Below are 20,387 nucleotides of genomic sequence, written 5' to 3'. Positions count from 1 at the left end.
CACCATTCCTTTGTTCGACCATAGGAATGCGGGGGTGGCAAGTCAACGACCGTGCACGGTCCGTGCGAGAAGCTCGGCCGCGGGCTTGCGGTTCCTGTGGGGCGCGAGGGCCCGGCGCATGTCGCGCACCGCACGCTCCGCGTCGCCCGAGCGCAGGCGTTCCCGCGCGGTCAGGAAGGCGTCCCACGCCGCGCACGCCTCGTCCAGGTGACCAGTGTGCAGCAGGAGTTGACCGAAACGCGCCTGGGTCAGGGCGCGCCCGCGCACATCGGTGGCCGAGCGCTCGCCCGCCGACCGGCGCAGCGAGGCCAGCGCGCCCTGCAGGTCGCCAAGCGACTCAAGCGCCACCGACGTCTGGAAGTGCAGCGCCGCCCTGGGGTAGCTGTCGAACGGCGCGGCGGGGCTCGTCGCCCGCTCGGCGGCCCGTTCCGCCCGGGCCAGTGCCTCAAGCGCCCCGCGCCGGTCGCCCGTCTGCGCCAGCGCCACCGCCAACTGCGCCTGAACGTACGCCTGCTGGGCCGGAGCCGCGGAGCGCGCGCCGTGGTGGGCCGCCTCGGCCAGCTGGAGCGCGGACGGCAGGTGCCCGAGCCGCTGCGCCTGGGCGCTCATCGCCCGCACCACGATGCTCCACGAGGCCCGGTCGCCCGCCTCGGCCGCCAGCCGGTGGGCGCCCGTGTAGTACCGCTGCGCGACGCCGTGCAGCAGCCCGTCCTCGTACATCCGCGCCAGCAGGAACGCCAGGCGCGAGGCGGCCACCAGCACCTCGCCGCGCGCCCGGCGCGCGAGCCCCGAGTGCAGCAACGGCACGACGTCGTCGGCGAGATAGGCCGCGAGCGCGCTGCGCGCGTGCCGCCCGCCGTGGGTGTCGATCGAGCCCGCGAAGAACGCCACGGCGTCGTGCAACGCCATGGTCTCCTCGGTCCGCCCGCCGAGCGGGCGCCGGTGCCCGTGCGCCTCTGGCGGGCTCGGCAGCACCGTGTCGGCCACCCGGTAGGGGCGCTGGTGCAGCGGCGGGCGGCGGCCCGCGTCCGCGTCGGCGCGGGCGAGCGCGGCGAAGCCCGCCACCGGGTCGACCGGCGCGGCCCGGCGCGCCGCGGTGGTGAACCCGGCCGCCTCGGGGCTCACCGAGCGGGCCAGGCGCCGGGTCAGCGCCTCGGCGACCAGCTGCGGAACGGGGTGTCTGGGGCGCGTCCCGGCGAGCCAGTGCGCCACGGCCGTGCGGTCGTAGCGCAGCGCGGCGCCGATCTCCGCGCCCAGCGCGTTGACGGCGCGGGCCAGCGCCTCCTGGGTCCATCCGGCCTCGGTGAGCAGCGCCCGCAACTCGTAGTTCGGCACGCGCCGGTTCTTCATGGTCCCGTGTTCTCCCACGCCGCCGCGCACGCGGGCAGGGCGCACGGTGGCACGGAACGCCCCCGGGCCTGCCTCACGATCACACCATCGGGTGGGGTTTCCCGCTCGTTCGCCGAACGCCATGTGGCCGGAAGTGTGCGCCCGGTTGTAGCAGTGATGCCATGAATGACCCGCATGCCTACTCCGCGGTCGTGGCGCCGCCCGCGTCCCCGGAACGGCCCGCGTCCCCGGAACGGCCCGCGTCCTTTGGCCGTGCCTCGTTCACCAGAGGTAGCGGACGACCGTCTCGGCGACGCACACGGGCTTGGTGCCGCCCTCGCGCTCCACGGTGGCCGCCAGCGCCAGCTGGGCTCCGCCCTCGACCTCGGTGACGTCGTCGATCCTGCCGGTCGCCCGCACCCGTGAGCCCGAGGGCAGGGGGGAGGGGAAACGCACCCGGTTGACGCCGTAGTTGATGGCCATCCGCGCGCCTTCGACGCGCAGCAGCCGGGGCACGAGCACCGGGAGCAGCGCCAGGGTCAGATAGCCGTGGGCGATCGTTGTGCCGAAGGGGCCCTCGGTCGCCCGCTCGGGGTCGGTGTGGATCCACTGGTGGTCGCCCGTCGCCTCCGCGAACAGGTCGATCCTCCGCTGATCCACGTCGAGCCAGTCGCTGACGCCCAACTGCTCGCCCCGCGCCGCGAGAAGGGCGTCGGCCGAGGTGAAGATCAGCGGATCGGTCATCCGGCCAGCATACGTTCGAGCCCCGGCCCTGGGTCACCCCCTGACGGCGACGAGCGCGACCGCGAGCAGTGCCGCGATGGCCACCGCGCCCGCCGCCCCGAGCACCGTCGCCGCGTCGGCGACGGCGGGGCGCGGGGCGGTGAGATCCCTCAGCCGCCGGTGCGCGAGCGCCAGGAACCCCACCCACAGCAGCGCGACGAGCGCGAGCGCGACGCCGCCGACCGCGCGGCCCCGCGCCTCACCCACCACCAGGCCGCGCCCCGCGAGCACGACCACCAGCGCGAACGACAGGGTGGTGCGCCGCCAGGCAAGCCGCGTGCGCTCCGGCTGTGCGCCGGGGTCGCGGGCGCGGTGCGCGTCCGCGGGGTGCGGGGCGCCGCTCATGTCCCGGCCCACCCGGCCACCACGGCGACGAGCACCAGCGTCGCGGTCGCGGCCGTGCCGAGCGCGAGCAGGGTGGGAAAGCGGCTGGCCGGAAGGTCGTCGCCGCGGCGCATGGCGCGTTCAGAGCGCACCCAGTGGTTGACCGCCCTGATCGCGCACAGGGCGCCGCCCGCGAGCAGCGCGACCGCGATCGCGGTGCGCACCGCCCAGCGCATGCCGGTGAGGAACTGGTCCACGGCGATCCCGCCCGCGAGCAGCGCGAGTGCCGTACGCAACCAGGCGAGAAACGTTCGCTCGTTCGCCAGCGAGAACCGGTAGTCGGGCGTCGTGCCCTCCGCCCTCAGCCGCTCGGGCGAGAACCACAGCCGCACCGCCCGCACCGTTCGTCGCACCATACGACCGAGCCTAGGCGCTCCCTCGTGGAGGGCGCCCGCTCAGCCGATCTGGCGCTCGTAGGCGTCGGCCACCTGGCTGCGCGAGTCGTCCAGGTAGCGGGCGAGCAGCCGCTCCGCGTGGGGCGCGTCGCCCGCGACGAGCGACTGGAGGATCTCGCCGTTCCTCGGCAGATACGGCTCGTGGAAGCGGCGCGGGTCGGCCATCACATGGAAGGCGAGCCGGAGTTCGGCGAGGATCCGCCGCATCAGCTCGTCGGTGCGCGGGCTGCCGCCGAGCGCCACCAGGTGCTCGTGGAAGCGGATGTTGGCGGTGCCGAGCTCCCGCCACCGCTCCTCCTTCGCCGCCCGCTCGCCGAGCGCCACGGCGTCCTTGAGGCCGTCCAGGTCGTAGGGCGGGGCGCCGAGGCCCCTGAGCGTGGCGCACTCCACCAGGCGCCGCACGCGGTAGATGTCGTGCAGGTCGTCGACGGTCAGCCGCCGCACGAACACGCCGCGGTTGAGCGCGTGCTCGAGCAGCCGCTCGTGGGTGAGCAGCCGGAACGCCTCGCGCAGCGTGTTGCGCGAGACGCCGAGCCGCTCGCTGATCGCCTTCTCCGACAGCTGGGTGCCGGGCGGGAAGTGGCCCTCGGCCACACGGCTGCGAAGGATCTCGGCGACCCGCTCGGCCGTGCCCGTCCGGTCGAGCAGCGCGCGGTCGTCCGCGAGTGCGGCCAGCGAGTCCTGGGTGTCTGTCACGTCTCCTCTTTCCGCGCGGCCCTCCCCCCGGGGCGCCATCGTGCCCCCCGCAGTCAATCGCGGAAACGAGAATGAGACAACGTGAGGATCGTTCCCCTGATCCCTTGCTCTCTTGTTGAACAATCCCCTAGCTTGAGGGAGGGCGGCCCTGCCGCCCTCGCACACCCGCGGCACGGCACGGCAACGCACGGCACGGCAACGCACGGCATGGCACAGCACAGCAGGACACGGCACAGCACCCGACTCATCCGAACCCGATCGCGGTTCCCGCTTCCGTGAGGTGCACATGAGCTCGCACGCAACGCCCCCCGCCCCGCCAGGACTTGGCCCCTCCCACCCCGGATCCCCACCCGGATCCGACCCCCAGGACGCGGGCGAGACCGGCTCGTTCGCCTGGTTCCGCTCCCTCGGCCCCCGCGGCCGCCGCGCCTTCGCCGGCGCGTTCGGCGGCTATGGCCTCGACTCCTACGACTTCTTCACGCTCCCGCTGAGCATGGTCGCCATCGAGGCGTACTTCCTCCTGAACTCTGGCCAGACCGGCCTGCTGACCACGGTCACGCTCCTGTTCTCCGCGCTCGGCGGCGCCGCGGCCGGAGTGCTCGCCGACCGCATCGGCAGGGTCAGGGCGCTGATGATCACCGTCGTCACCTACGCGTTCTTCACCCTGCTGTGCGGCCTCGCCCCCAGCTACGAGCTGCTGCTGGTCTTCCGCGCGCTCCAGGGCCTCGGCTTCGGCGGCGAGTGGGCGGTCGGCGCCGTCCTGGTCGCCGAGTACGCCAGCGACCGGCACCGGGGCCGCACCCTCGCCTGGATCCAGAGCTCATGGGCGGTCGGCTGGGGCCTCGCCGTGGTCGTCAACACCGTGATCTTCTCGGTCTTCCCCGAGGACACCGCCTGGCGCGTGATGTTCCTCACCGGCGCGCTCCCCGCCCTGCTCGTCCTCTATGTCCGCCGCAGCGTCACCGACGCCCCCGCGGTGACCGAACGCCGCCTGCGCAGCGCCGAACGCGGCTCGCTGCGGGCCATCTTCCGCGGCCCGCTGCTGCGCCCCACCCTGTTCGCGGTCCTGCTCTCCACCGGCGTCCAGGGCGGCTACTACACGCTCGCCACATGGGTGCCCTCCTATCTGCGCGACGAGCGCGGCCTCTCGGTCGTGAACACCGGGGGCTATCTCACGTTCCTCATCTCGGGCGCGTTCGCCGGGTATCTCACCGGCGGCTACATCACCGACCGGCTCGGCAGGCGGCACAACATCGCGCTGTTCGCCGTCCTGTCCGCCCTGTCCATCGGCGCCTACAGCGCCGTCCCCGAGGGCGCCAACACCCTGGTCATGGTGCTCGGACTGCCGCTCGGCTTCTGCTCGTCGGCCATCTTCAGCTCGTTCGGCTCGCTGCTCGCCGAGCTCTACCCCACGGCCCTGCGCGGCACGGGCCAGGGCTTCACCTACAACACCGGACGGGCCGTCGGCGCCGTCTTCCCCACCACCGTCGGCTTCATGGCCGACCGGCTCGGCGTCGGCGGCGCCCTGGTCTTCGGCGCGGCCGCCTACGCCCTCGCCCTGCTGGCCCTGCTCGGCCTGCCCGAGACGAAAGGACGCGCCCTGTGAATCCGCGAGCACCCCAGGGACCCCCGCGAGCACCCCAGGGACCCCCGCACACGCCCCCCGGCCCCCCGCGGCCCCCCGGACCTGCCGAGCTCCGCGCCCGCTTCCGCGCCGGGCACGCCGCCCCCACCGCGGGCCTGGCCCCCGGCCGCACCCAGGCCAACCTCGTCGCCGTGCCCGCCGACTGGGCGCGGGACGTCGAGGAGTTCTGCGGGCGCAACCCCCAGCCCTGCCCGGTCCTCGACACCACCGCGGCCGGATCCTGGACGACCCGGCTCGCCCCAGGCGCCGACCTCCGCACCGACCTGCCGCGCTACCGCGTCTGGGAGAACGGCGTCCTCGTCGACGAGCCACGGGACGCGAGCGCGCACTGGAGGGACGACCTGGTGGCGTTCCTCATCGGGTGCAGCTTCACCTTCGAAACGGCCCTGGCCCTGGCGGGCGTTCCGCTGCGCCACACCGAGCAGGGCCGCAACGTCCCCATGTATGTCACCAACCGCGCCTGCCGCCCCGCGCGGCGGCTCAGCGGCCCCCTGGTCGTCTCGATGCGGCCCGTGCCCGCGCCCCTGGTGCGCAGGGCGCGCCTGATCACCGCCACGATGCCGGGGATGCACGGCGGCCCCGTCCACACGGGCGACCCGATGGCCCTGGGCATCAGGTCCATCGACCGGCCCGACTTCGGTGAGGCCGTCACCCCCGAGCCGGGCGATGTCCCGGTCTTCTGGGCCTGCGGCGTCACGGCCCAGGCCGCGCTGATGGCATCGCGCCCACCGTTCGCGATCACCCACGCGCCGGGCTATATGTTCATCACCGACGCGCGGGACAAGGAGTTTCAGGTCGCATGTTGAGCACAGGGAGAGCGTCGATCGATCTCAACGCCGATCTCGGCGAGGGGTTCGGACGGTGGCGGCTGACCGACGACGAAACGCTGCTGTCCGTCGTGACGAGCGCCAACGTGGCGTGCGGCTATCACGCGGGCGACGCCTCCACCATGCGCCGGGTCTGCGCCCTGGCAGCCGAGCGCGGCGTGGCCATCGGGGCGCAGGTCTCCTACCGGGACCTGGCGGGCTTCGGCCGCCGGGCGATGGATGTCGAGCCGGGCGAGTTGGCGGCCGACGTCGCCTACCAGATCGGCGCCCTCGAGGTCTTCGCCCGCGCTGCCGGGTCCCGCGTCTCCTACGTCAAGCCGCACGGCGCCCTCTACAACCGCGCCGTCACCGACGAGGCCCAGGCCGCGGCCGTGGCCGAGGGCGCCGCCCTGGCCGGGGCCCGGCTGTCCGTGCTCGGACTGCCGGGCTCGGCGCTGCACCGGGCCGCGGCCGCCGCGGGACTTCCCGTGGTGAACGAGGCGTTCGCCGACCGGGCCTACACCGACGGCGGCGCGCTGGTGCCCCGGCGCGAGCCGGGCGCGGTGGTCGTCGACCCCGACGCGGTGGTGCGGCGCTCGGTCGGGATCGCCACCGAGGGCAGGGTGACCACCCACGGGGGCGGCACCCTCGCCATCAGGGCGCGTTCGCTGTGCGTGCACGGCGACACCGAGGGCGCCGCCGCGCTGGCCCGCAGGGTCCGCGAAGGGCTCGAGGCCGCGCGGGTCGCCGTGGAGCCCTTCGCATGAGGGCCATCCCCGTGGGCGACCACGCGCTGCTCGTCGAACTCCCGGACGGCGACGCCGCGTTGGCCCTGCACGCCGAGCTGCTGCGGCGCCGGGACGCGGGGGCGCTCGGGCCCGTGACCGACATCGTGCCCGCCGCCCGCACCGTGCTCGTCGACGGCGTCGCCGACCCGGCGCGCCTTGCCGCGGCTCTCCCCACGTGGGAGATCCCGCCCACCGCGCCCGAGGCGGGCGACACCGTCACCCTGCCCGTGCGCTACACGGGGCCCGACCTCGCCGAAGTCGCCCGCCACTGGGGCGTGAAGCCCGATGACGTCGCGGGGATCCACGCGGGAACGGCGTTCCGGGTGGCGTTCTGCGGCTTCGCGCCGGGGTTCGGCTACCTCACGGGCCTGCCGGAACGGTACGCCGTGCCGCGCAGGGCCACCCCGAGGACCCGCGTCCCCGTCGGCTCCGTCGCCCTCGCCGGGCCCTACACGGGCGTCTATCCGCATGCCTCGCCCGGGGGCTGGCAGCTCATCGGCACCACCGACGCGGTGCTGTGGGATCCGGAACGCGCCCCCGCGGCGCTCCTCACGCCCGGCACGCGCGTCCGCTTCGTCCCCCTCGCTCCCGAGGCCGCCTCCGGGTCCGCCGGATGAGCGCGCGCCCCACCCTCACGGTGGTGGCCCCTGGGCCGCTGACCACCGTTCAGGACCTCGGGCGGCCCGGCCTCGCACACCTCGGCGTGCCGCGCTCGGGAGCGCTCGACCGGCCCGCGCACCTGCTCGCGAACCGCCTCGTGGGCAACGACCCCAGCGCCGCCACCCTGGAGACAACCCTCGGCGGCTGCGCGGTCCGCCCGAGCCACCCCGTCACCGCGGCGGTGACCGGGGCGTTCTGCGCCGTCACCGTCGACGGGACGCCCGCGCCCTGGGGCGCGCCGGTGCGCGTGCCCGCGGGGGCCGTGCTCGCCCTCGGGCCCGCGGGGAGCGGGGTGCGCTGCCATGTGGCGTTCGCGGGGGGCGTCGCCGTCGCCCCCGTGCTGGGCAGCCGCGCCACCGACCTGCTCTCGGGCCTCGGCCCCCCGCCGCTGGCCGAGGGCGCGGAACTCCCGCTCGGCGCCCCTGGGCCGCCCCCCGCGCCCGCCGACGCGATCCCGCACCCGGCGCCCCCCGCCACCCTCGTGCTGCGCGTGCGCCCCGGGCCGCGCGACGACTGGTTCGCGCCGGGGGCGCTCGCCACCCTGGCCAGCGCCCGCTACGTGGTATCGCCCGCCGCCAACCGCATCGGCCTGCGCACCGAGGGCCCACCGCTCGCGCGCGCCAGGGACGGCGAGCTGCCGAGCGAGGGCACGGTGCTCGGCGCCGTCCAGGTGCCGCCCGACGGCCTGCCCGTGGTGTTCCTCGCCGACCACCCGCCCACCGGCGGCTACCCCGTGATCGGCGTCGTGGCCGAGCCCGACCTCGCCGCGGCGGCCCAGGCCAGGCCCGGCACCCCGGTGCGTTTCCTGGTGCGCGGCGGGGCGATGCGCGGCGGGGCGATCCACCGGGCCGCGCCGGGGCGTTGATGCCCTCGGCGCCGCCGTTGATGCCGGGCGTCGGCGCCGCCGTTGACGCCGTACCGCCCGTGGCCCAGGATGCGGGGATGGCCTATGACGCCGACGTCATCGTGATCGGGGCCGGGCTCGCCGGTCTGACCGCCACCGCCGAGCTGGCCGACACCGGGCGGAAGGTGATCCTGCTCGACCAGGAGCCCGAGGCGTCCATCGGCGGGCAGGCGCACTGGTCGTTCGGCGGCCTCTTCCTGGTCGGCTCGCCCGAGCAGCGGCGGCTGCGCGTGCGCGACAGCAGGGACCTGGCGTGGCAGGACTGGCTCGGCACGGCCGCGTTCGACAGGCCGGAGGACCACTGGCCGCGCCGCTGGGCCGAGTCCTATGTCGACTTCGCCGCGGGGGAGAAGCGGGCGTGGCTGCGCGGCCACGGCATACGGTTCTTCCCCGTCGTCGGCTGGGCCGAGCGCGGCGGCTACGCGGCGGGCGGCCACGGGAACTCCGTGCCCCGCTTCCACATCACCTGGGGAACGGGCCCCGGCCTCGTCGAGCCGTTCGAACGCCGCGTGCGCGCCGCGGCCGAACGCGGCCTGGTCGACCTGAGGTTCCGCCACCGCGTGGCCGGGCTCGGGCGCAGCGCGGGCGCGCTCGACACCGTCACGGGCGAGGTGCTCGCGCCGAGCGCCGCGCGGCGCGGCACGGCGAGCAGCCGCGAGGTGATCGGCCTGTTCGAGCTGCGCGCCCAGGCCGTGATCGTCACCTCGGGCGGCATCGGCGGGAACCACGACCTAGTCCGCGAGCACTGGCCGGAACGCCTGGGCGCGCCCCCCGCGCACCTGCTCAGCGGCGTTCCCGCGCACGTGGACGGGCGGCTGCTCGGGATCGCCGAACGCGCCGGCGCGCGGCTGGTCAACCGCGACCGGATGTGGCACTACACCGAGGGCATCACCAACTGGGACCCCATCTGGTCCCGGCACGGCATCCGGATCCTGCCGGGGCCCTCGTCGCTGTGGCTCGACGCCACGGGGCGGCGGCTGCCCGTGCCGCTCTTCCCCGGCTTCGACACGCTCGGCACCCTTGAGCACATCACGCGCGGCGGGCACGGGCACACGTGGTTCGTGCTCACCAGGAAGATCATCGAGAAGGAGTTCGCGCTCTCGGGCTCCGAGCAGAACCCCGACCTCACGGGGCGCAGCGTGCGCGGCGTCCTGGCCAGGGCCCGCTCGGGGGCGCCGGGACCCGTGCGGGCGTTCATGGAGCACGGCCCCGACTTCGTGGTGGAGCGCGACCTCGGCGCGCTCGTGAAGGGGATGAACGAGCTGACCGGCGAGCGGCTGGTCGACGAGCGCGCCCTGCGCCGCGACATCGAGGCGCGCGACCGCGAGGTGGGCCACCGCTTCACCAAGGACCTCCAGCTCACGGCCGTGCGCGGGGCGCGCGCCTACCTCGGCGACCGGCTGGTCCGCGTCGCGGCGCCGCACCGCTTCCTCGACCCGGACGCGGGGCCGCTGATCGCCGTGCGGCTGCACATCCTGACCCGCAAGACGCTGGGCGGCCTTGAGACGGACCTCTCCGCGCGCGTGCTCGCCGAGGGCGGCGACCCCGTGCCCGGGCTCTACGCGGCGGGCGAGGCGGCGGGCTTCGGCGGCGGCGGGATGCACGGCTACCGCTCGCTCGAAGGCACGTTCCTCGGCGGATGCCTCTTCTCCGGGCGAACGGCGGGGCGCGCCGCGGCCCGCGCGCTGTAGGACATCGAGTCCTGTAGGCCGCCGTTCCCGGCGCGGCCACGCGCGGAAGAGGAGCGAGCCGAGCGGGGCCCAGGTCCAGGTTCAGCTCATCGGGCGCGATGCCGTCCTTCGCGCCGTCAGGCGCGGTCGGCCCGGCCCCGCTCGTAGCGGCGGACCCGCCGACAGCCGGTCACGGCGCCGTCCGCGCCCGTGGTGACCTCGTAGGTGGCCATCAGGCTCATCGTGTCGGGCACGCGCGCCAGCTCGGTCACCTCGGCCTCGACCGCCCAGCCGCCGTCGACCCGTTCGAAACGGGTGACCGCCTCGGCCCTCAGGCCGGTCAGCTCCTGGAACTCCGCGCCCGCCCGCCGCATCACGTCGAGGACGGAACGCGGGCTCCCGGCACCGCCGTTGGCCTTGTCCGCCTGCCGTCCGCCTGCCGTCCGCCTGCCGTCCGCCTGCCGTCCGCCGCGCCGTCCGGCTCGTTGGCTTCTCTTGCCCGGTCTCTGTTCGCCATGGCGAAGACCGGGTTCCTTGCCGGGGTCGCCACCAAACGTCCGCGGCGCCCCCGCGCCGGAACCGCGGCGCCTTCCGGGCCGTCCCCACGGGAGATGAGCATCCGACGAAACGCGGCGACGACCGTTCTCCTGCTGCTGCTCGCGCAGTTCGCGGCGGTGGCCTGGCCCGCCTACGCGTGCGGCTGCGGCGGCATGGTGACCGACCCCGACGACACGATCGCCGTCGAGCGTGAGACCTCGGTGGTGACCTGGGACGGCGCCACCGAGCGGATCGTCATGAGCCTCACGGTGGGCGGGGACGCCACCGAGGCCGCCTGGATCATGCCGGTGCCCGACCGCGCCGAAGTGGCGCTCGCCGAGCGGGAGTTGTTCGACGACCTGCGCGCAGCGACCGCGCCGGAGCGGCGCACCAGGCACTACTTCTGGCCGCGCGATGGCGACTGGCCGCGGGGCGATGGCGACGGCGCGGGCGATGGGGCGGGCGATGGGGCGGGCGCGCCGCCGATGGACGGCGCCCCTCCGGTGGACATCATCAGCCGCGACCGGCTCGGCCCGTTCGACGTGGCGCGGCTCGCGGCCACCGACCCCGGCGCGCTCGACTCCTGGCTCGGCGACAACGGCTTCGCGCTCCCCGAGGACCTGGCGGCCGGTCTCGCGCCCTATGTCGAGCAGGGCTGGGAGTATGTCGCGATCCGCCTCGCGCCCGCGGGCGCCGAGGGGGACGGCGACGCCGAGGGCGCCGAACCAGCCGTGCTCGGCGGCACGTTGGACCCGATCTCGCTCACCTTCGCCGCCGACGAGCCCGTCTATCCGATGCGGCTCTCGGCCAACGCCGACACCGAGCAGTCGCTCACGCTCTATGTCCTGGGCCCCGGCCGCATGGAGCCCGTCGACGCCATCGGAGGCTCGCCGCCCGAGGTGACCTTCGCCGCACGGCTCCCGGTCGACGAGCAGCCCGAGGGCCCGCTGCGCGACCTCGCGGCGGGCGACACGTTCCTCACCGTCGTCGAACAGTCATTTCCCGAACCCTCGGCGATCAACGGCGATCACACGCTCAGCCGTTCCGCTCAGGACACCGAGGTCAGGCCGGTCGCGTACGAGGACGAGCTGCTCACCTGGGCGGGCGTCCCCGCGTGGCTCGTCACCGTGCTCGGCGCCGCGCTCCTGCTGGGCGCGGGCGGCGGGTTCGGCGTCCACCGCGTCAGGCGCCACCGGCGGGCGGCGCGCCTGCTCGGGGTGCACAGGCCCTGACCGCCGAGGGACCCGCCACGCCCGCCACGCCCCCCAAATCGTTTGCGGGGCCCGGCTGATCACGCCTACGGTCGCACGCGTGAACGACGACTGGCTGCGGCGCAACCGCGAGAACTGGGACGATCGCGTGGCCGTGCACGCCGCGAGCGACTTCTACGACCTGCCGGGCTTTCGTGAGGGAGCCGACACGCTGCGGCCCTTCGAGATCGACGAGCTCGGCGATGTGAAGGGCAGGAGCCTGCTCCATCTCCAGTGCCACATGGGCCAGGACACCCTCTCGTGGGCGCGCCGGGGCGCGCGCGTGACCGGCCTCGACTTCTCCGCGCCCGCCGTGGAGACCGCGCGGGGCCTGGCGGCGGACATCGGGCTCGCCGACCGGGCCCGCTTCGTGGTCGCCGACGTCCACGACGCCGCGGAGGCGCTGGGCGGCGAGCGGTTCGACATCGTCTACACCGGCGTCGGCGCCCTGGTGTGGCTGCCCGACGTCGAGCGCTGGGCGCGGGTGGCCGCGTCGCTCGTGGCCGAGGGAGGGGTGCTCTACCTCGCGGAGTTCCACCCGTTCACCGAGGTGCTAGGCGAGCAGGGCACCGCGGTCGTGCGGGACTACTTCTTCACCGAGGGGGAGAGGTTCGACTTCCCGCACTCCTACACGGGCGACGGCGAGCTGGCCCACACGGTGCAGGTGCAATGGCACCACACGCTGGGCGAGATCGTCACGGCGCTGGCCAGGGCCGGTCTGGTGATCGAGCTGCTGAACGAGCACGACTACACCCTCTGGACGCGCTTCCCCGAGCTCGAACGGGTGCCAGGGCAGCCCGGATACCGCTACCCGGCCGGGCGGCCGCGTGTCCCGCTGATGTTCTCGATCCGCGCGCGCCGCCCGGCAGGCGTAGCCCGCTAGCGCAGCGTCAGCCAAGGTTCGCCCCGTCGCGACGCCCGGCACGGCACCTCGCTGCGTTGCCGAAGCACCCAAGTGCCCCCAGACTTCGTCCGGGTGGGCCCCCGAGCACGAGGGCGATCCGGCGCCTGATGGGGTACCTCCCAGGCCCTCGCGGGCCTGGGGGACCACCGCACCGGACGCCGCTCCTGTACGGGCGAACCCCGACGGACGCGCCGCTAGTGATTCCGCTTCTCGGTGACGACGACGTCTATGCCGACGTCGACACCGGTGTCGCCGTTGCGGTCGCCGGGGCCGATGCGCAGCTCGAAGTCGCCGTCGTAGCGCTCGTGACCGGCGATGACCGCCATCTCCACGGCCTCCTCGCCCCGTTCACCGCGCAGGATGAGCGGGTCCTGGCGCAGGTCGCGCATCAACGCCGCACACAGCCCGATCATTACGAGCGTGAACGGCACGGCCGCCAGAATGGTCAGATTCTGCAAGCCATCCAACGCGTTCGATCCCTCGTCGCTCATCAGCAGCATGATCGCCGCGACCGCTCCGGTCAGAACGCCCCAGAAGATGACCAGGATCCGGCTGGGTTCGAGCGTGCCGCGCTGCGACAGCGTGCCCATCACGATCGACGCCGCGTCGGCGCCCGAGACGAAGAAGATGCCCACCAGGACCATCACGAGGATCGACGTCAGGGTGGCCAGCGGGTAGTCGCGCAGCACCGCGAACAACTGCCCCTCGGGCGTGGCCTCGTCGGTGATCCGCGCGCCCTCCTCCTCAAGGCGCATTCCGGTCCCGCCGAAGATCGCGAACCAGACCAGGCTGACCGTGCTCGGCACCAGGATCACGCCGCCCACGAACTGCCGGATCGTGCGCCCCCGGCTGATCCGGGCGATGAACATGCCGACAAACGGCGTCCACGAGATCCACCACGCCCAGTAGAAGACCGTCCAGCCCGAGAGCCAGCCCCCGATGTCCTCGCCGCCGCTCGCCTCGGTGCGCGCGGCCATCCCCGGCAGCTCGCCGACGAAGGAGCCGACGGACGTCGGCAGCAGGTCCAGGATCAGCACGGTCGGCCCGACGACGAACAGGAAGAGCGCGAGCACCCCGGCGAGCACCATGTTGGTGTTGGACAGCCACTGGATGCCCTTGGCGACCCCGGAGACCGCCGACAGCACGAACGCCAGCGTCAGGGCCGCGATGATCAGCACGAGCAGCGTGTCGCTCACCTCGTCAAGCCAGTCGAGCTCCATGAAGCCGCTGCCGATCTGGAGGGCGCCGAGGCCGAGCGAGGCGGCCGAGCCGAAGAGGGTGGCGATGATGGCCAGGATGTCTATGATCCGCCCCGCCGTGCCGTTGGCCCGCTTCTCGCCGATCAGCGGCGTGAACACCGCGCTGATCGTCTGCCTGCGCCGCATCCGGAACGTGCTGTAGGCGATCGCCATGCCCGCCACCGCGTAGATGGCCCAGGGGTGCACCGTCCAGTGGAAGAGCGTGGTCGCCATCGCGGTCGACATCGCCTCGCCCGAGTCCGCGGGGTCGGTGCCGGGCGGCGGGGAGACGAAGTGCGTCAATGGCTCGTTGACCCCGAAGAACATCAGCCCGATGCCCATGCCCGCGCTGAACATCATCGCGATCCACGAGATCGTCCTGAACTCCGGCTCCTCGCCCTCCTTGCCCAGCGTGATCCGCCCGTAGCGGCTGATCGCGAGCCACAGCGCGAACACCACGAACCCCGAGGCGACCAGCACGAAGCCCCAGCCGCCATTCTGGATCACGGCGTCGAGCATGTCGCCGGACGCGTCCGCGAGCGACCCCGATGACACCGCGCCCCACAGTACGAACGCCAGCGTCACCACCGCGGCGACTCCGAAGACGATCGGATCCGTTCGCGATCTGATCAGTGACGGCCCTCTGCTGCTTGTGCTCGCATCTTCAGAGCCCCGTTTCTCGCCTGGCACGCTGTGTCCTGCCTTTCGTTCAAGCCCTGGACGGGGTGGTCACCCCGCCGGGCCGCCTTTCACATGGGCGGGCGGCTACCCCGGATCCCCGGGACCATGCGTACCGATTTCGATCAAGGGCAGTGGTATCGCGCCCGGTGAGCGCCACGATGCACACCGTAGTCGCCGGTGCCCGGCACATCAGCAGAGAGAAGGGCAAAGGGCCCGCCCGTGTTCAGGTCTCGAACGGGCGACGGGAGTTCCGTCTCGCGCCGGTGGTGCCGCGCTACTCGCCCTCGGCGGGGCGGCAGATGACCTCGTCGCGGGGGACATAGCTCGTGGAGAACGTCTCGCGGCCCGCCTCGGCGCCGCCGTCGACGAACACCCGGTCCACCTCGATGTCGAAGCCTTCGAGCGGCGGCTGCGGCACGCAGTCCTCGCCCTCGCCCTCGCGGCGCCCCGGCTCCGTCACGTTCTCCCTCGGGCCCTCCTCGGCGCGCACCTCGTCGTACCGCTTGGTGCCGAGGAACGTCACGGTCACCGACGTGTCCGTCGCGCTGGCCATGATGTAGATCGCGTTCCCCGAGTCGTTGAGGAAGCGCAGGTCGAGGCTGCCCCACGCCACCGTCGCCTCGCGCCCCGCGGGGTAGCGCTCGATGTAGAACGAGTGCGCGCCGTACTCCACGGGGTCGACGCCCGCGAAGAAGACCGCGTTGAACATCGTGGTGGCCACGGCCGAGACGCCGCCGCCCTGCGCCTGCTGGTACTGGTCGTCCAGGATGATGACGCCCTCGACGAACCCGTTCTCCTCGGTGCGCTCGCCGACGGTCTCGTTGAAGCTCCACGTCTCGTCGGGCAGCACGAGCGAGCCGTTGATCAGCTCGGCGGCCCTGCCGATGTTGGTGGTGCGGTAGGGCGCGGGCTCGAAGTTCACGGTGAACGACGACATCTCCTCCACGAGCCCCAGGTCCCGGTAGGTGTCCGCGCTCAGCGTCGGCTCCACCTCGGCGGTGTCCACGGGGGCCGTGCGCGCCGCGTCGCCCACGCCGGTGAGCAGCGGCATCACGGTCTCGCCCAGGGAGTCGGTGACCACGCGCGTGCCGGGGGAGCCGCCGGAGGCCATGACCTGGCCGCCGGACAGCGAGAGCGTCGCGTCCACGGGCTCCACCTCGGCCGCGGCGATCGGCTCGGCCAGCCGCTCGTCCTCGGCCAGGCCCGCCCCGTCGAGCCGGGGTTCGAGGCGGCCGCGGTCGTCGGCCTGGAGCGTCAGATGGTCGCCGATGACGCCGGGCGGGATCGAGATCACCGCGTCGCCCGCGGTCAGCAGCACGGGGGCCGACATCGCCGGATCGGCGAACTCCTCGACGGCGCGCCCGACTTCGTCCGCGTCGACGACGGGCTCGGCCTGGGTCACGGGCAGCTCGACCGGATCGATGTCCCCGCCAGCCCCGGCCCCGCCGTCCTCGCGCCGCAGAAAGCCCTCGCGCAGCAGCTCGATGGACGCCCGCACGTCCAGCGCCGTGCCCGCGCGCGGCTCGGTGACGACCACCTGGCCGCTCTCGAACGCGATGGCGCCCTCCTGGACCGCCGTGTCCGACTCCTCGGCGAGCGCCGTGAGCGCGGCGCCGCTCGCGTCCTCGTCCTGCACGACCACGGGGTCGATCTCGTCGCCCCCCATGCCGAAGAGCCGTCCGAAGAGGCCGGGCCGGTCGGCCTTGTCGACGGTCGCCGCCACGTCGACCGAGAGCCCCGCGTCGGCGGGCTCCACGACGTGCGGCTCGTCCTCGCTCTCGAGCAGTACGGGGATGTCGCGGTCGAGCGGCAGCTCGGCGGCCAGCCGCTCACGGGCCTGCTCGGGCGAGAGGCCGCCGATGTCGACGCCGCGCACGGTCGTGCCGGGCGCGATCTCCCCGCCGAGCGCGAGCGATCCGACCAGGTAGAGCCCGGCGACCCCCACGGCGACCCCGCCGCCGACCAGGGCCGGAACCGGGACGCGGCGCAGGGAGTCGGAGAGCCGGGAGACGCGGCCAGGACCGGGAACGCGGGGCGGCTCGGCCGGGGGCGGCGGTATGAAGGCCACGGAACTCCCTCGGGGCGGCGCACAAGGCGGCGGACGCCGGAAGCTTAGCAAAGGCCACCCGGGCGACGGAAACGGAGGGTTGCCGGATGATCACAAGGGTGGGCGATCAACGCCCCCTGCCGGGCCCGGGGTCGGGCCCCGGGTCAGGAGGTGATCTCCGCCCACACCGTGCAGCCGCCGTGCTCGAAGGAGATGACCCCCCATTGGCTCGCGAGCGCGTCGAGCAGCATCAGCCCCCTGCCGTGCTCGGCCCCGGGGTCGGGGCTGCGCGGCTCGGGGCGGGCCGGGCCCGCCCCCTCGTCGGCCACCTCGATGCGCAGCAGCGCCCCGGCGCATTCGAGGCGGCAGATCACCTGGTGACTGTCGGTGTGCAGAAGGGCGTTGGTGAACAACTCGGAGACGATGAGCTGTGCGGTGTCACGCACCGTGTCGGGCAGCCCCCACGCGTTGGTGTGGCTTCCGACCCGGCCGCGCGCGACGGCCACCGAGGAGGCGAGCGCGGGGAGCTCGAACCTCTCGCCCCGCCTCTGGGAACGCGGCCCGACCGGGGCGGGGAACGGGAGCGGCGTCGTGCCGTGAAGTGGGGACACGGTCTTGGTCGCCTTCCGTTGTGCCGGGACAGCCGTGAGCTGAGTCGCGTGTTAACTATGCGCAGCCATAGGCACATTGCGCAAGGGGAGTTCTGCGATTCGCAGAAAGCGAAGCGACGTCTGTCGATGCCACTACCGGGTGTGGCAAACTTCTCCCTGACGTCGGTAGAGGCGAAGTCGGCGGAAGCGACGTCGGCGGAAGTGACGTCGGCGGAAGCGAAGTCCACGGAAGTGAAGTCCACGGAAGTGAAGTCAGCGGCACGGGAGGCGACGTGGCAGAGGCGCGGTCGGGGCCGACCGTCGGGCAGATCGTCCTCGGGCTCCGTCTGAGGGATCTGCGCGAGCGCGCCGGCTGCTCCTTCGCCGACGCCGCCAAGGCGCTCAGCGTCAACACCACCACGGTACGCCGCATGGAGAAGGCCGAGGTCGGCCTCAAGCCGCTGTATGTCAAGGCCCTGCTGGAGCGCTACGGTGTGCCGCCGGTGGAGGCCGAATCGTTCCTCCAGCTCGTCGACGAGGCCAACAGGCCCGGCTGGTGGCACCGTTTCCGCGATGTGCTGCCCGACTGGTTCTCCCTCTATGTGAGTCTGGAGGGCGAGGCCAGCCTCATCAGGGCCTATGAGCCCCACTGCGTCCCCGGGCTGCTCCAGACCGAGGACTACGCGCGCGTCCTGTTCAGGACCGGCTTTCCCGGCGCCTCCGTGAAGGAGATCGAGCGCCGGGTCGCCCTGCGCATGGAACGTCAGGAGCTCCTGTCCCGGTCACGCGCCCCGCTGCTGTGGGCCGTGATCGAGGAGCAGGTGCTGCGCCGCCGCGTCGGACCCCCGTCCGTCATGCGCGCGCAGATCGACCGGCTGATCGAGGCGACGTCGATGCCCAACGTCACGTTGCAGATCATGCCGTTCAGTGCCGGTCCGCATCCCGGCATGTTCGGGCCGTTCCAGCTCTTCCGGTTCGAGATCCCTGAGCTGCCCGACATCATCTACGCCGAGAGCTTGACCGGCGCGGTCTACCACGACGAGCGGCCGGACACGGTCGCGTACCTCGAAGTGCTGGACCGCATGGGTGCGCAGGCCGCACCGGTTCACGACACCGAGGCGATCCTCGGTGCGATTCGCAAGGAGCTCTGACCGCATGAGTGACCACCCGCGTCGTACGACTCACTCCATGGGACCCATATACAACGGCATGCCCGCCCGCGAGCTGGGCAGCGAGGGATGGAGCAAGCCATGGAGCGGAACCAACGGGGGGAACTGCGTCGAGGCGCTGAAGCTGGCCGACGGACGGGTGGCGCTGCGGCAGTCCACCGACCCGGACGGGCCCGCGCTCATTTACACCCCCCACGAGATCGAGACCTTCATCCGGGGCGCGAAGCGCGGCGAGGCGGACTTCCTCCTCGCCTAGCCTCGCCCCGAGGGCATGACCGGCCGCGGAGCAGCGCACCAGCGCCGCTCAGCGGCCTTATCCATGCCCGTTCCCTCGTGCGTTCCCGTGCCGTTCTCAGGCCCGCTTCTCGCCGCCGCCCGTGCGGGTCCGCAAGGCGGTCTCCTCGATGAACAGCGTGAACACCAGCGCGAGCAGCGCGCACGGCGCCGCGTACAGGAAGATGTCGGCCACCCCGTGCCCGTACGCGCCCTCGACGACCGTGCGCAAAGGGCCTGGCAGCGCGTCCAGATCGGGGATGCCGCCCCCGCCGCCGACCGTGGCCGAGCCCTCGACCCCCGCGCCGAGCCGGTGCAGGCCGTCCTCGGCGTAGCCGGTGACGCGCGTGGCGAGCACCGCGCCGAGCACCGAGACGCCGATCGCGCCGCCGAAGGACCGGAAGAACGTCACGACCGAGCTGGCCACGCCCAGGTCCTCGGGCCGCACCTGGTTCTGGGTGGCGAGCACGAGGTTCTGCATGAGCATCCCCAGGCCCAGGCCGAGGAGCGCCATGAACGCCGCGACCCGCGCGTAGGGCGTGTCGTACCGCATCGTGCCCAGCAGGCCGAGGCCCGCCGTGGTCAGCACGCCGCCGGTCACCAGCCAGTGCTTCCACCGGCCCGTGCGCGTGATCAGCTGCCCGGAGAGGGTGGAGGAGACGAACAGGCCCGCGATCAGCGGGATGGTCATGACGCCCGACATCGTCGCGCTCTCCCCGCGCGCCAGCTGGAAGTACTGGCTGAAGAAGACCGTTCCGCTGAACATCGCGATGCCCACGAGGAGCGACGCGACCGACGTCAGCGTGATCGTCCTGTCGCGGAAGAGGCGCAGCGGGATGATCGGGTCGCTCGCCCTGGACTCGACGAGCACGAAGAGCGCGCCGAGCGCCACCGAGCCGCCGACCATGAGCGCGCTCTGCCACGACAGCCAGGCGTAGCGCTCGCCCGCGAGGGTCACCCAGATCAGCAGCAGCGAGACCGACGCGCTCACCAGCAGCGCGCCCGCCCAGTCGATGCGCACCTCGCGCCGCGTCAGCGGCAGCCGCAGCGTCCGCTGGAGCACGACGAGGGCGGCGAGCGCGACCGGCACGCCGATGTAGAAGCACCAGCGCCAGCCGAGCCCCGGGGTGTCGGTGATGACGCCGCCGATCAACGGCCCTCCCACGGTGGCCACCGCAAACGTCGCGCCGAGGTAGCCGCTGTACCGGCCGCGTTCGCGCGGGGGGATCATCGCGGCCAGGATGATCTGGGACAGGCCCATCAGGCCACCGACGCCGAGGCCCTGGACGACGCGGACGGCGATCAGCATCTCCGGGCTCCGCGACAGGCCCGCGACGAGCGAGCCGCCGACGTAGATCAGCAGCGAGGTCTGGATGAGCAGCTTCTTGCTGAAGAGGTCGGCCAGCTTCCCCCACAGCGGCATCGAGGCCGTCATCGAGAGCAGCGTGCCGGTGACGACCCAGGTGAACGCGGACTGGCCGCCGCCGAGGTCGCCGACGATCTGGGGGAGGGCGTTGGTGACGATGGTGGACGACAGGATCGCGGCGAACATGCCGAGCAGCAGCCCCGAGAGGGCGCGCATGATCTCCGGGTGCGTCATCGCGACGGCGCCCTGGTCCGGGGGAGCGGTGGTGGGGG

At 73.5% G+C, this 20,387-nt stretch carries 20 protein-coding genes; 10 read left to right on the top strand and 10 right to left on the bottom strand.

Going from position 1 to position 20,387, the window contains the following annotated elements:
- Window positions 1–42 precede the first annotated feature (42 nt).
- The 5 genes from DEH69_RS29520 to DEH69_RS29500 all read right to left on the bottom strand — a co-directional run bounded on the left by DEH69_RS29520 (window position 43) and on the right by DEH69_RS29500 (window position 3,587).
- A complete protein-coding gene (locus DEH69_RS29520; RefSeq protein ID WP_113690058.1) occupies window positions 43–1,350 on the bottom strand; it encodes a hypothetical protein in 1,308 nt (435 codons plus the stop codon).
- 261 nt (window positions 1,351–1,611) lie between these two features.
- Entirely contained in the window at window positions 1,612–2,073 is a 462-nt protein-coding gene (locus DEH69_RS29515; protein ID WP_113690057.1) for a MaoC family dehydratase, read from the bottom strand.
- Window positions 2,074–2,106: 33 nt separating this feature from the next.
- A complete protein-coding gene (locus DEH69_RS29510; protein WP_113690129.1) occupies window positions 2,107–2,457 on the bottom strand; it encodes a DUF202 domain-containing protein in 351 nt (116 codons plus the stop codon).
- A complete protein-coding gene (locus tag DEH69_RS29505; RefSeq protein WP_113690056.1) occupies window positions 2,454–2,852 on the bottom strand; it encodes a YidH family protein in 399 nt (132 codons plus the stop codon). Before DEH69_RS29505 ends, DEH69_RS29510 begins: the two co-directional genes overlap by 4 nt.
- Before the next feature lie 39 nt (window positions 2,853–2,891).
- Window positions 2,892–3,587: a GntR family transcriptional regulator gene (locus DEH69_RS29500; RefSeq protein ID WP_258535046.1), complete on the bottom strand. Its 696-nt coding sequence runs from the start codon at window positions 3,585–3,587 to the stop codon at window positions 2,892–2,894.
- A gap of 286 nt (window positions 3,588–3,873) precedes the next feature.
- Between DEH69_RS29500 and DEH69_RS33235 the strand changes: the two genes are divergently transcribed.
- The 6 genes from DEH69_RS33235 to DEH69_RS29470 all read left to right on the top strand — a co-directional run bounded on the left by DEH69_RS33235 (window position 3,874) and on the right by DEH69_RS29470 (window position 10,081).
- Window positions 3,874–5,193, top strand: a complete 1,320-nt coding sequence (locus DEH69_RS33235; RefSeq protein ID WP_113690054.1) for an MFS transporter — start codon at window positions 3,874–3,876, stop codon at window positions 5,191–5,193.
- The gene (locus DEH69_RS33230) at window positions 5,190–6,038 is read left to right on the top strand and encodes a putative hydro-lyase (RefSeq protein ID WP_113690053.1); all 849 of its coding nucleotides are present in this window, start codon (window positions 5,190–5,192) and stop codon (window positions 6,036–6,038) included. The genes DEH69_RS33235 and DEH69_RS33230 overlap by 4 nt, the downstream gene beginning before the upstream one ends.
- The gene (locus DEH69_RS29485) at window positions 6,032–6,805 is read left to right on the top strand and encodes a LamB/YcsF family protein (RefSeq protein ID WP_113690052.1); all 774 of its coding nucleotides are present in this window, start codon (window positions 6,032–6,034) and stop codon (window positions 6,803–6,805) included. The genes DEH69_RS33230 and DEH69_RS29485 overlap by 7 nt, the downstream gene beginning before the upstream one ends.
- Window positions 6,802–7,443 carry an allophanate hydrolase subunit 1 gene (locus tag DEH69_RS29480; RefSeq protein WP_113690051.1) on the top strand — a complete coding sequence of 214 codons (642 nt, stop codon included), beginning with the start codon at window positions 6,802–6,804 and terminating at the stop codon, window positions 7,441–7,443. The genes DEH69_RS29485 and DEH69_RS29480 overlap by 4 nt, the downstream gene beginning before the upstream one ends.
- A complete protein-coding gene (locus DEH69_RS29475; RefSeq protein ID WP_113690050.1) occupies window positions 7,440–8,351 on the top strand; it encodes a biotin-dependent carboxyltransferase family protein in 912 nt (303 codons plus the stop codon). Before DEH69_RS29480 ends, DEH69_RS29475 begins: the two co-directional genes overlap by 4 nt.
- Before the next feature lie 77 nt (window positions 8,352–8,428).
- Window positions 8,429–10,081 carry an FAD-binding dehydrogenase gene (locus DEH69_RS29470; protein ID WP_113690049.1) on the top strand — a complete coding sequence of 551 codons (1,653 nt, stop codon included), beginning with the start codon at window positions 8,429–8,431 and terminating at the stop codon, window positions 10,079–10,081.
- 116 nt (window positions 10,082–10,197) lie between these two features.
- On the opposite strand, the gene gvpO is transcribed toward DEH69_RS29470, so the two are convergent.
- Window positions 10,198–10,725: a gas vesicle protein GvpO gene (gene gvpO / locus DEH69_RS33520; protein WP_309302915.1), complete on the bottom strand. Its 528-nt coding sequence runs from the start codon at window positions 10,723–10,725 to the stop codon at window positions 10,198–10,200.
- Between gvpO and DEH69_RS29460 the strand changes: the two genes are divergently transcribed.
- Window positions 10,672–11,829, top strand: a complete 1,158-nt coding sequence (locus DEH69_RS29460; protein WP_113690047.1) for a DUF2330 domain-containing protein — start codon at window positions 10,672–10,674, stop codon at window positions 11,827–11,829. The genes gvpO and DEH69_RS29460 overlap by 54 nt on opposite strands.
- A gap of 79 nt (window positions 11,830–11,908) precedes the next feature.
- Complete coding sequence (locus DEH69_RS29455; RefSeq protein ID WP_113690046.1) at window positions 11,909–12,730, top strand: bifunctional 2-polyprenyl-6-hydroxyphenol methylase/3-demethylubiquinol 3-O-methyltransferase UbiG; 822 nt, start codon at window positions 11,909–11,911, stop codon at window positions 12,728–12,730.
- A 215-nt stretch (window positions 12,731–12,945) separates the two neighbouring features.
- Here the strand turns inward: DEH69_RS29455 and DEH69_RS29450 are convergent, their stop codons facing one another.
- From DEH69_RS29450 to DEH69_RS29440, 3 genes are all read right to left on the bottom strand, one after another.
- Window positions 12,946–14,622: a BCCT family transporter gene (locus tag DEH69_RS29450; RefSeq protein WP_258535059.1), complete on the bottom strand. Its 1,677-nt coding sequence runs from the start codon at window positions 14,620–14,622 to the stop codon at window positions 12,946–12,948.
- Window positions 14,623–14,944: 322 nt separating this feature from the next.
- Window positions 14,945–16,738: a VanW family protein gene (locus DEH69_RS29445; protein ID WP_113690044.1), complete on the bottom strand. Its 1,794-nt coding sequence runs from the start codon at window positions 16,736–16,738 to the stop codon at window positions 14,945–14,947.
- Window positions 16,739–16,881: 143 nt separating this feature from the next.
- Window positions 16,882–17,328, bottom strand: a complete 447-nt coding sequence (locus DEH69_RS29440) for an ATP-binding protein (RefSeq protein WP_113690043.1) — start codon at window positions 17,326–17,328, stop codon at window positions 16,882–16,884.
- A gap of 272 nt (window positions 17,329–17,600) precedes the next feature.
- Here DEH69_RS29440 and DEH69_RS29430 point away from each other — a divergent pair, with 272 nt between their 5' ends.
- Both DEH69_RS29430 and DEH69_RS29425 read left to right on the top strand, forming a co-directional pair.
- Window positions 17,601–18,458 (top strand): helix-turn-helix transcriptional regulator, encoded by an 858-nt coding sequence (locus DEH69_RS29430; RefSeq protein ID WP_113690041.1) that lies wholly within the window; start codon window positions 17,601–17,603, stop codon window positions 18,456–18,458.
- A gap of 37 nt (window positions 18,459–18,495) precedes the next feature.
- Window positions 18,496–18,732, top strand: coding sequence for a DUF397 domain-containing protein (locus DEH69_RS29425; protein WP_113690040.1), 237 nt, complete (start codon window positions 18,496–18,498; stop codon window positions 18,730–18,732).
- A gap of 96 nt (window positions 18,733–18,828) precedes the next feature.
- Here the strand turns inward: DEH69_RS29425 and DEH69_RS29420 are convergent, their stop codons facing one another.
- Window positions 18,829–20,349, bottom strand: coding sequence for an MDR family MFS transporter (locus DEH69_RS29420; protein ID WP_113690039.1), 1,521 nt, complete (start codon window positions 20,347–20,349; stop codon window positions 18,829–18,831).
- Between the last annotated feature and the right edge of the window lie 38 nt (window positions 20,350–20,387).

Origin of the sequence: Streptomyces sp. PT12 (genome assembly GCF_003311645.1) — a bacterium.
Classification (GTDB): domain Bacteria; phylum Actinomycetota; class Actinomycetes; order Streptomycetales; family Streptomycetaceae; genus Streptomyces.
The sequence above is the reverse complement of the archived record's forward strand: the minus strand, read 5'-3'. Positions and strand labels throughout refer to the sequence as shown.

What these genes read in the sequence shown, in the direction of transcription:
- DEH69_RS29520 (WP_113690058.1), bottom strand. Translation starts at nt 1,350, where the DNA reads ATGAAGAACCGGCGCGTGCCGAACTACGAGTTGCGGGCGCTGCTCACC.
- DEH69_RS29515 (WP_113690057.1), bottom strand. Translation starts at nt 2,073, where the DNA reads ATGACCGATCCGCTGATCTTCACCTCGGCCGACGCCCTTCTCGCGGCG.
- DEH69_RS29510 (WP_113690129.1), bottom strand. Translation starts at nt 2,457, where the DNA reads ATGAGCGGCGCCCCGCACCCCGCGGACGCGCACCGCGCCCGCGACCCC.
- DEH69_RS29505 (WP_113690056.1), bottom strand. Translation starts at nt 2,852, where the DNA reads ATGGTGCGACGAACGGTGCGGGCGGTGCGGCTGTGGTTCTCGCCCGAG.
- DEH69_RS33235 (WP_113690054.1), top strand. Translation starts at nt 3,874, where the DNA reads ATGAGCTCGCACGCAACGCCCCCCGCCCCGCCAGGACTTGGCCCCTCC.
- DEH69_RS29485 (WP_113690052.1), top strand. Translation starts at nt 6,032, where the DNA reads ATGTTGAGCACAGGGAGAGCGTCGATCGATCTCAACGCCGATCTCGGC.
- DEH69_RS29480 (WP_113690051.1), top strand. Translation starts at nt 6,802, where the DNA reads ATGAGGGCCATCCCCGTGGGCGACCACGCGCTGCTCGTCGAACTCCCG.
- DEH69_RS29475 (WP_113690050.1), top strand. Translation starts at nt 7,440, where the DNA reads ATGAGCGCGCGCCCCACCCTCACGGTGGTGGCCCCTGGGCCGCTGACC.
- DEH69_RS29470 (WP_113690049.1), top strand. Translation starts at nt 8,429, where the DNA reads ATGGCCTATGACGCCGACGTCATCGTGATCGGGGCCGGGCTCGCCGGT.
- DEH69_RS29460 (WP_113690047.1), top strand. Translation starts at nt 10,672, where the DNA reads ATGAGCATCCGACGAAACGCGGCGACGACCGTTCTCCTGCTGCTGCTC.
- DEH69_RS29425 (WP_113690040.1), top strand. Translation starts at nt 18,496, where the DNA reads ATGGGACCCATATACAACGGCATGCCCGCCCGCGAGCTGGGCAGCGAG.
- DEH69_RS29420 (WP_113690039.1), bottom strand. Translation starts at nt 20,349, where the DNA reads ATGACGCACCCGGAGATCATGCGCGCCCTCTCGGGGCTGCTGCTCGGC.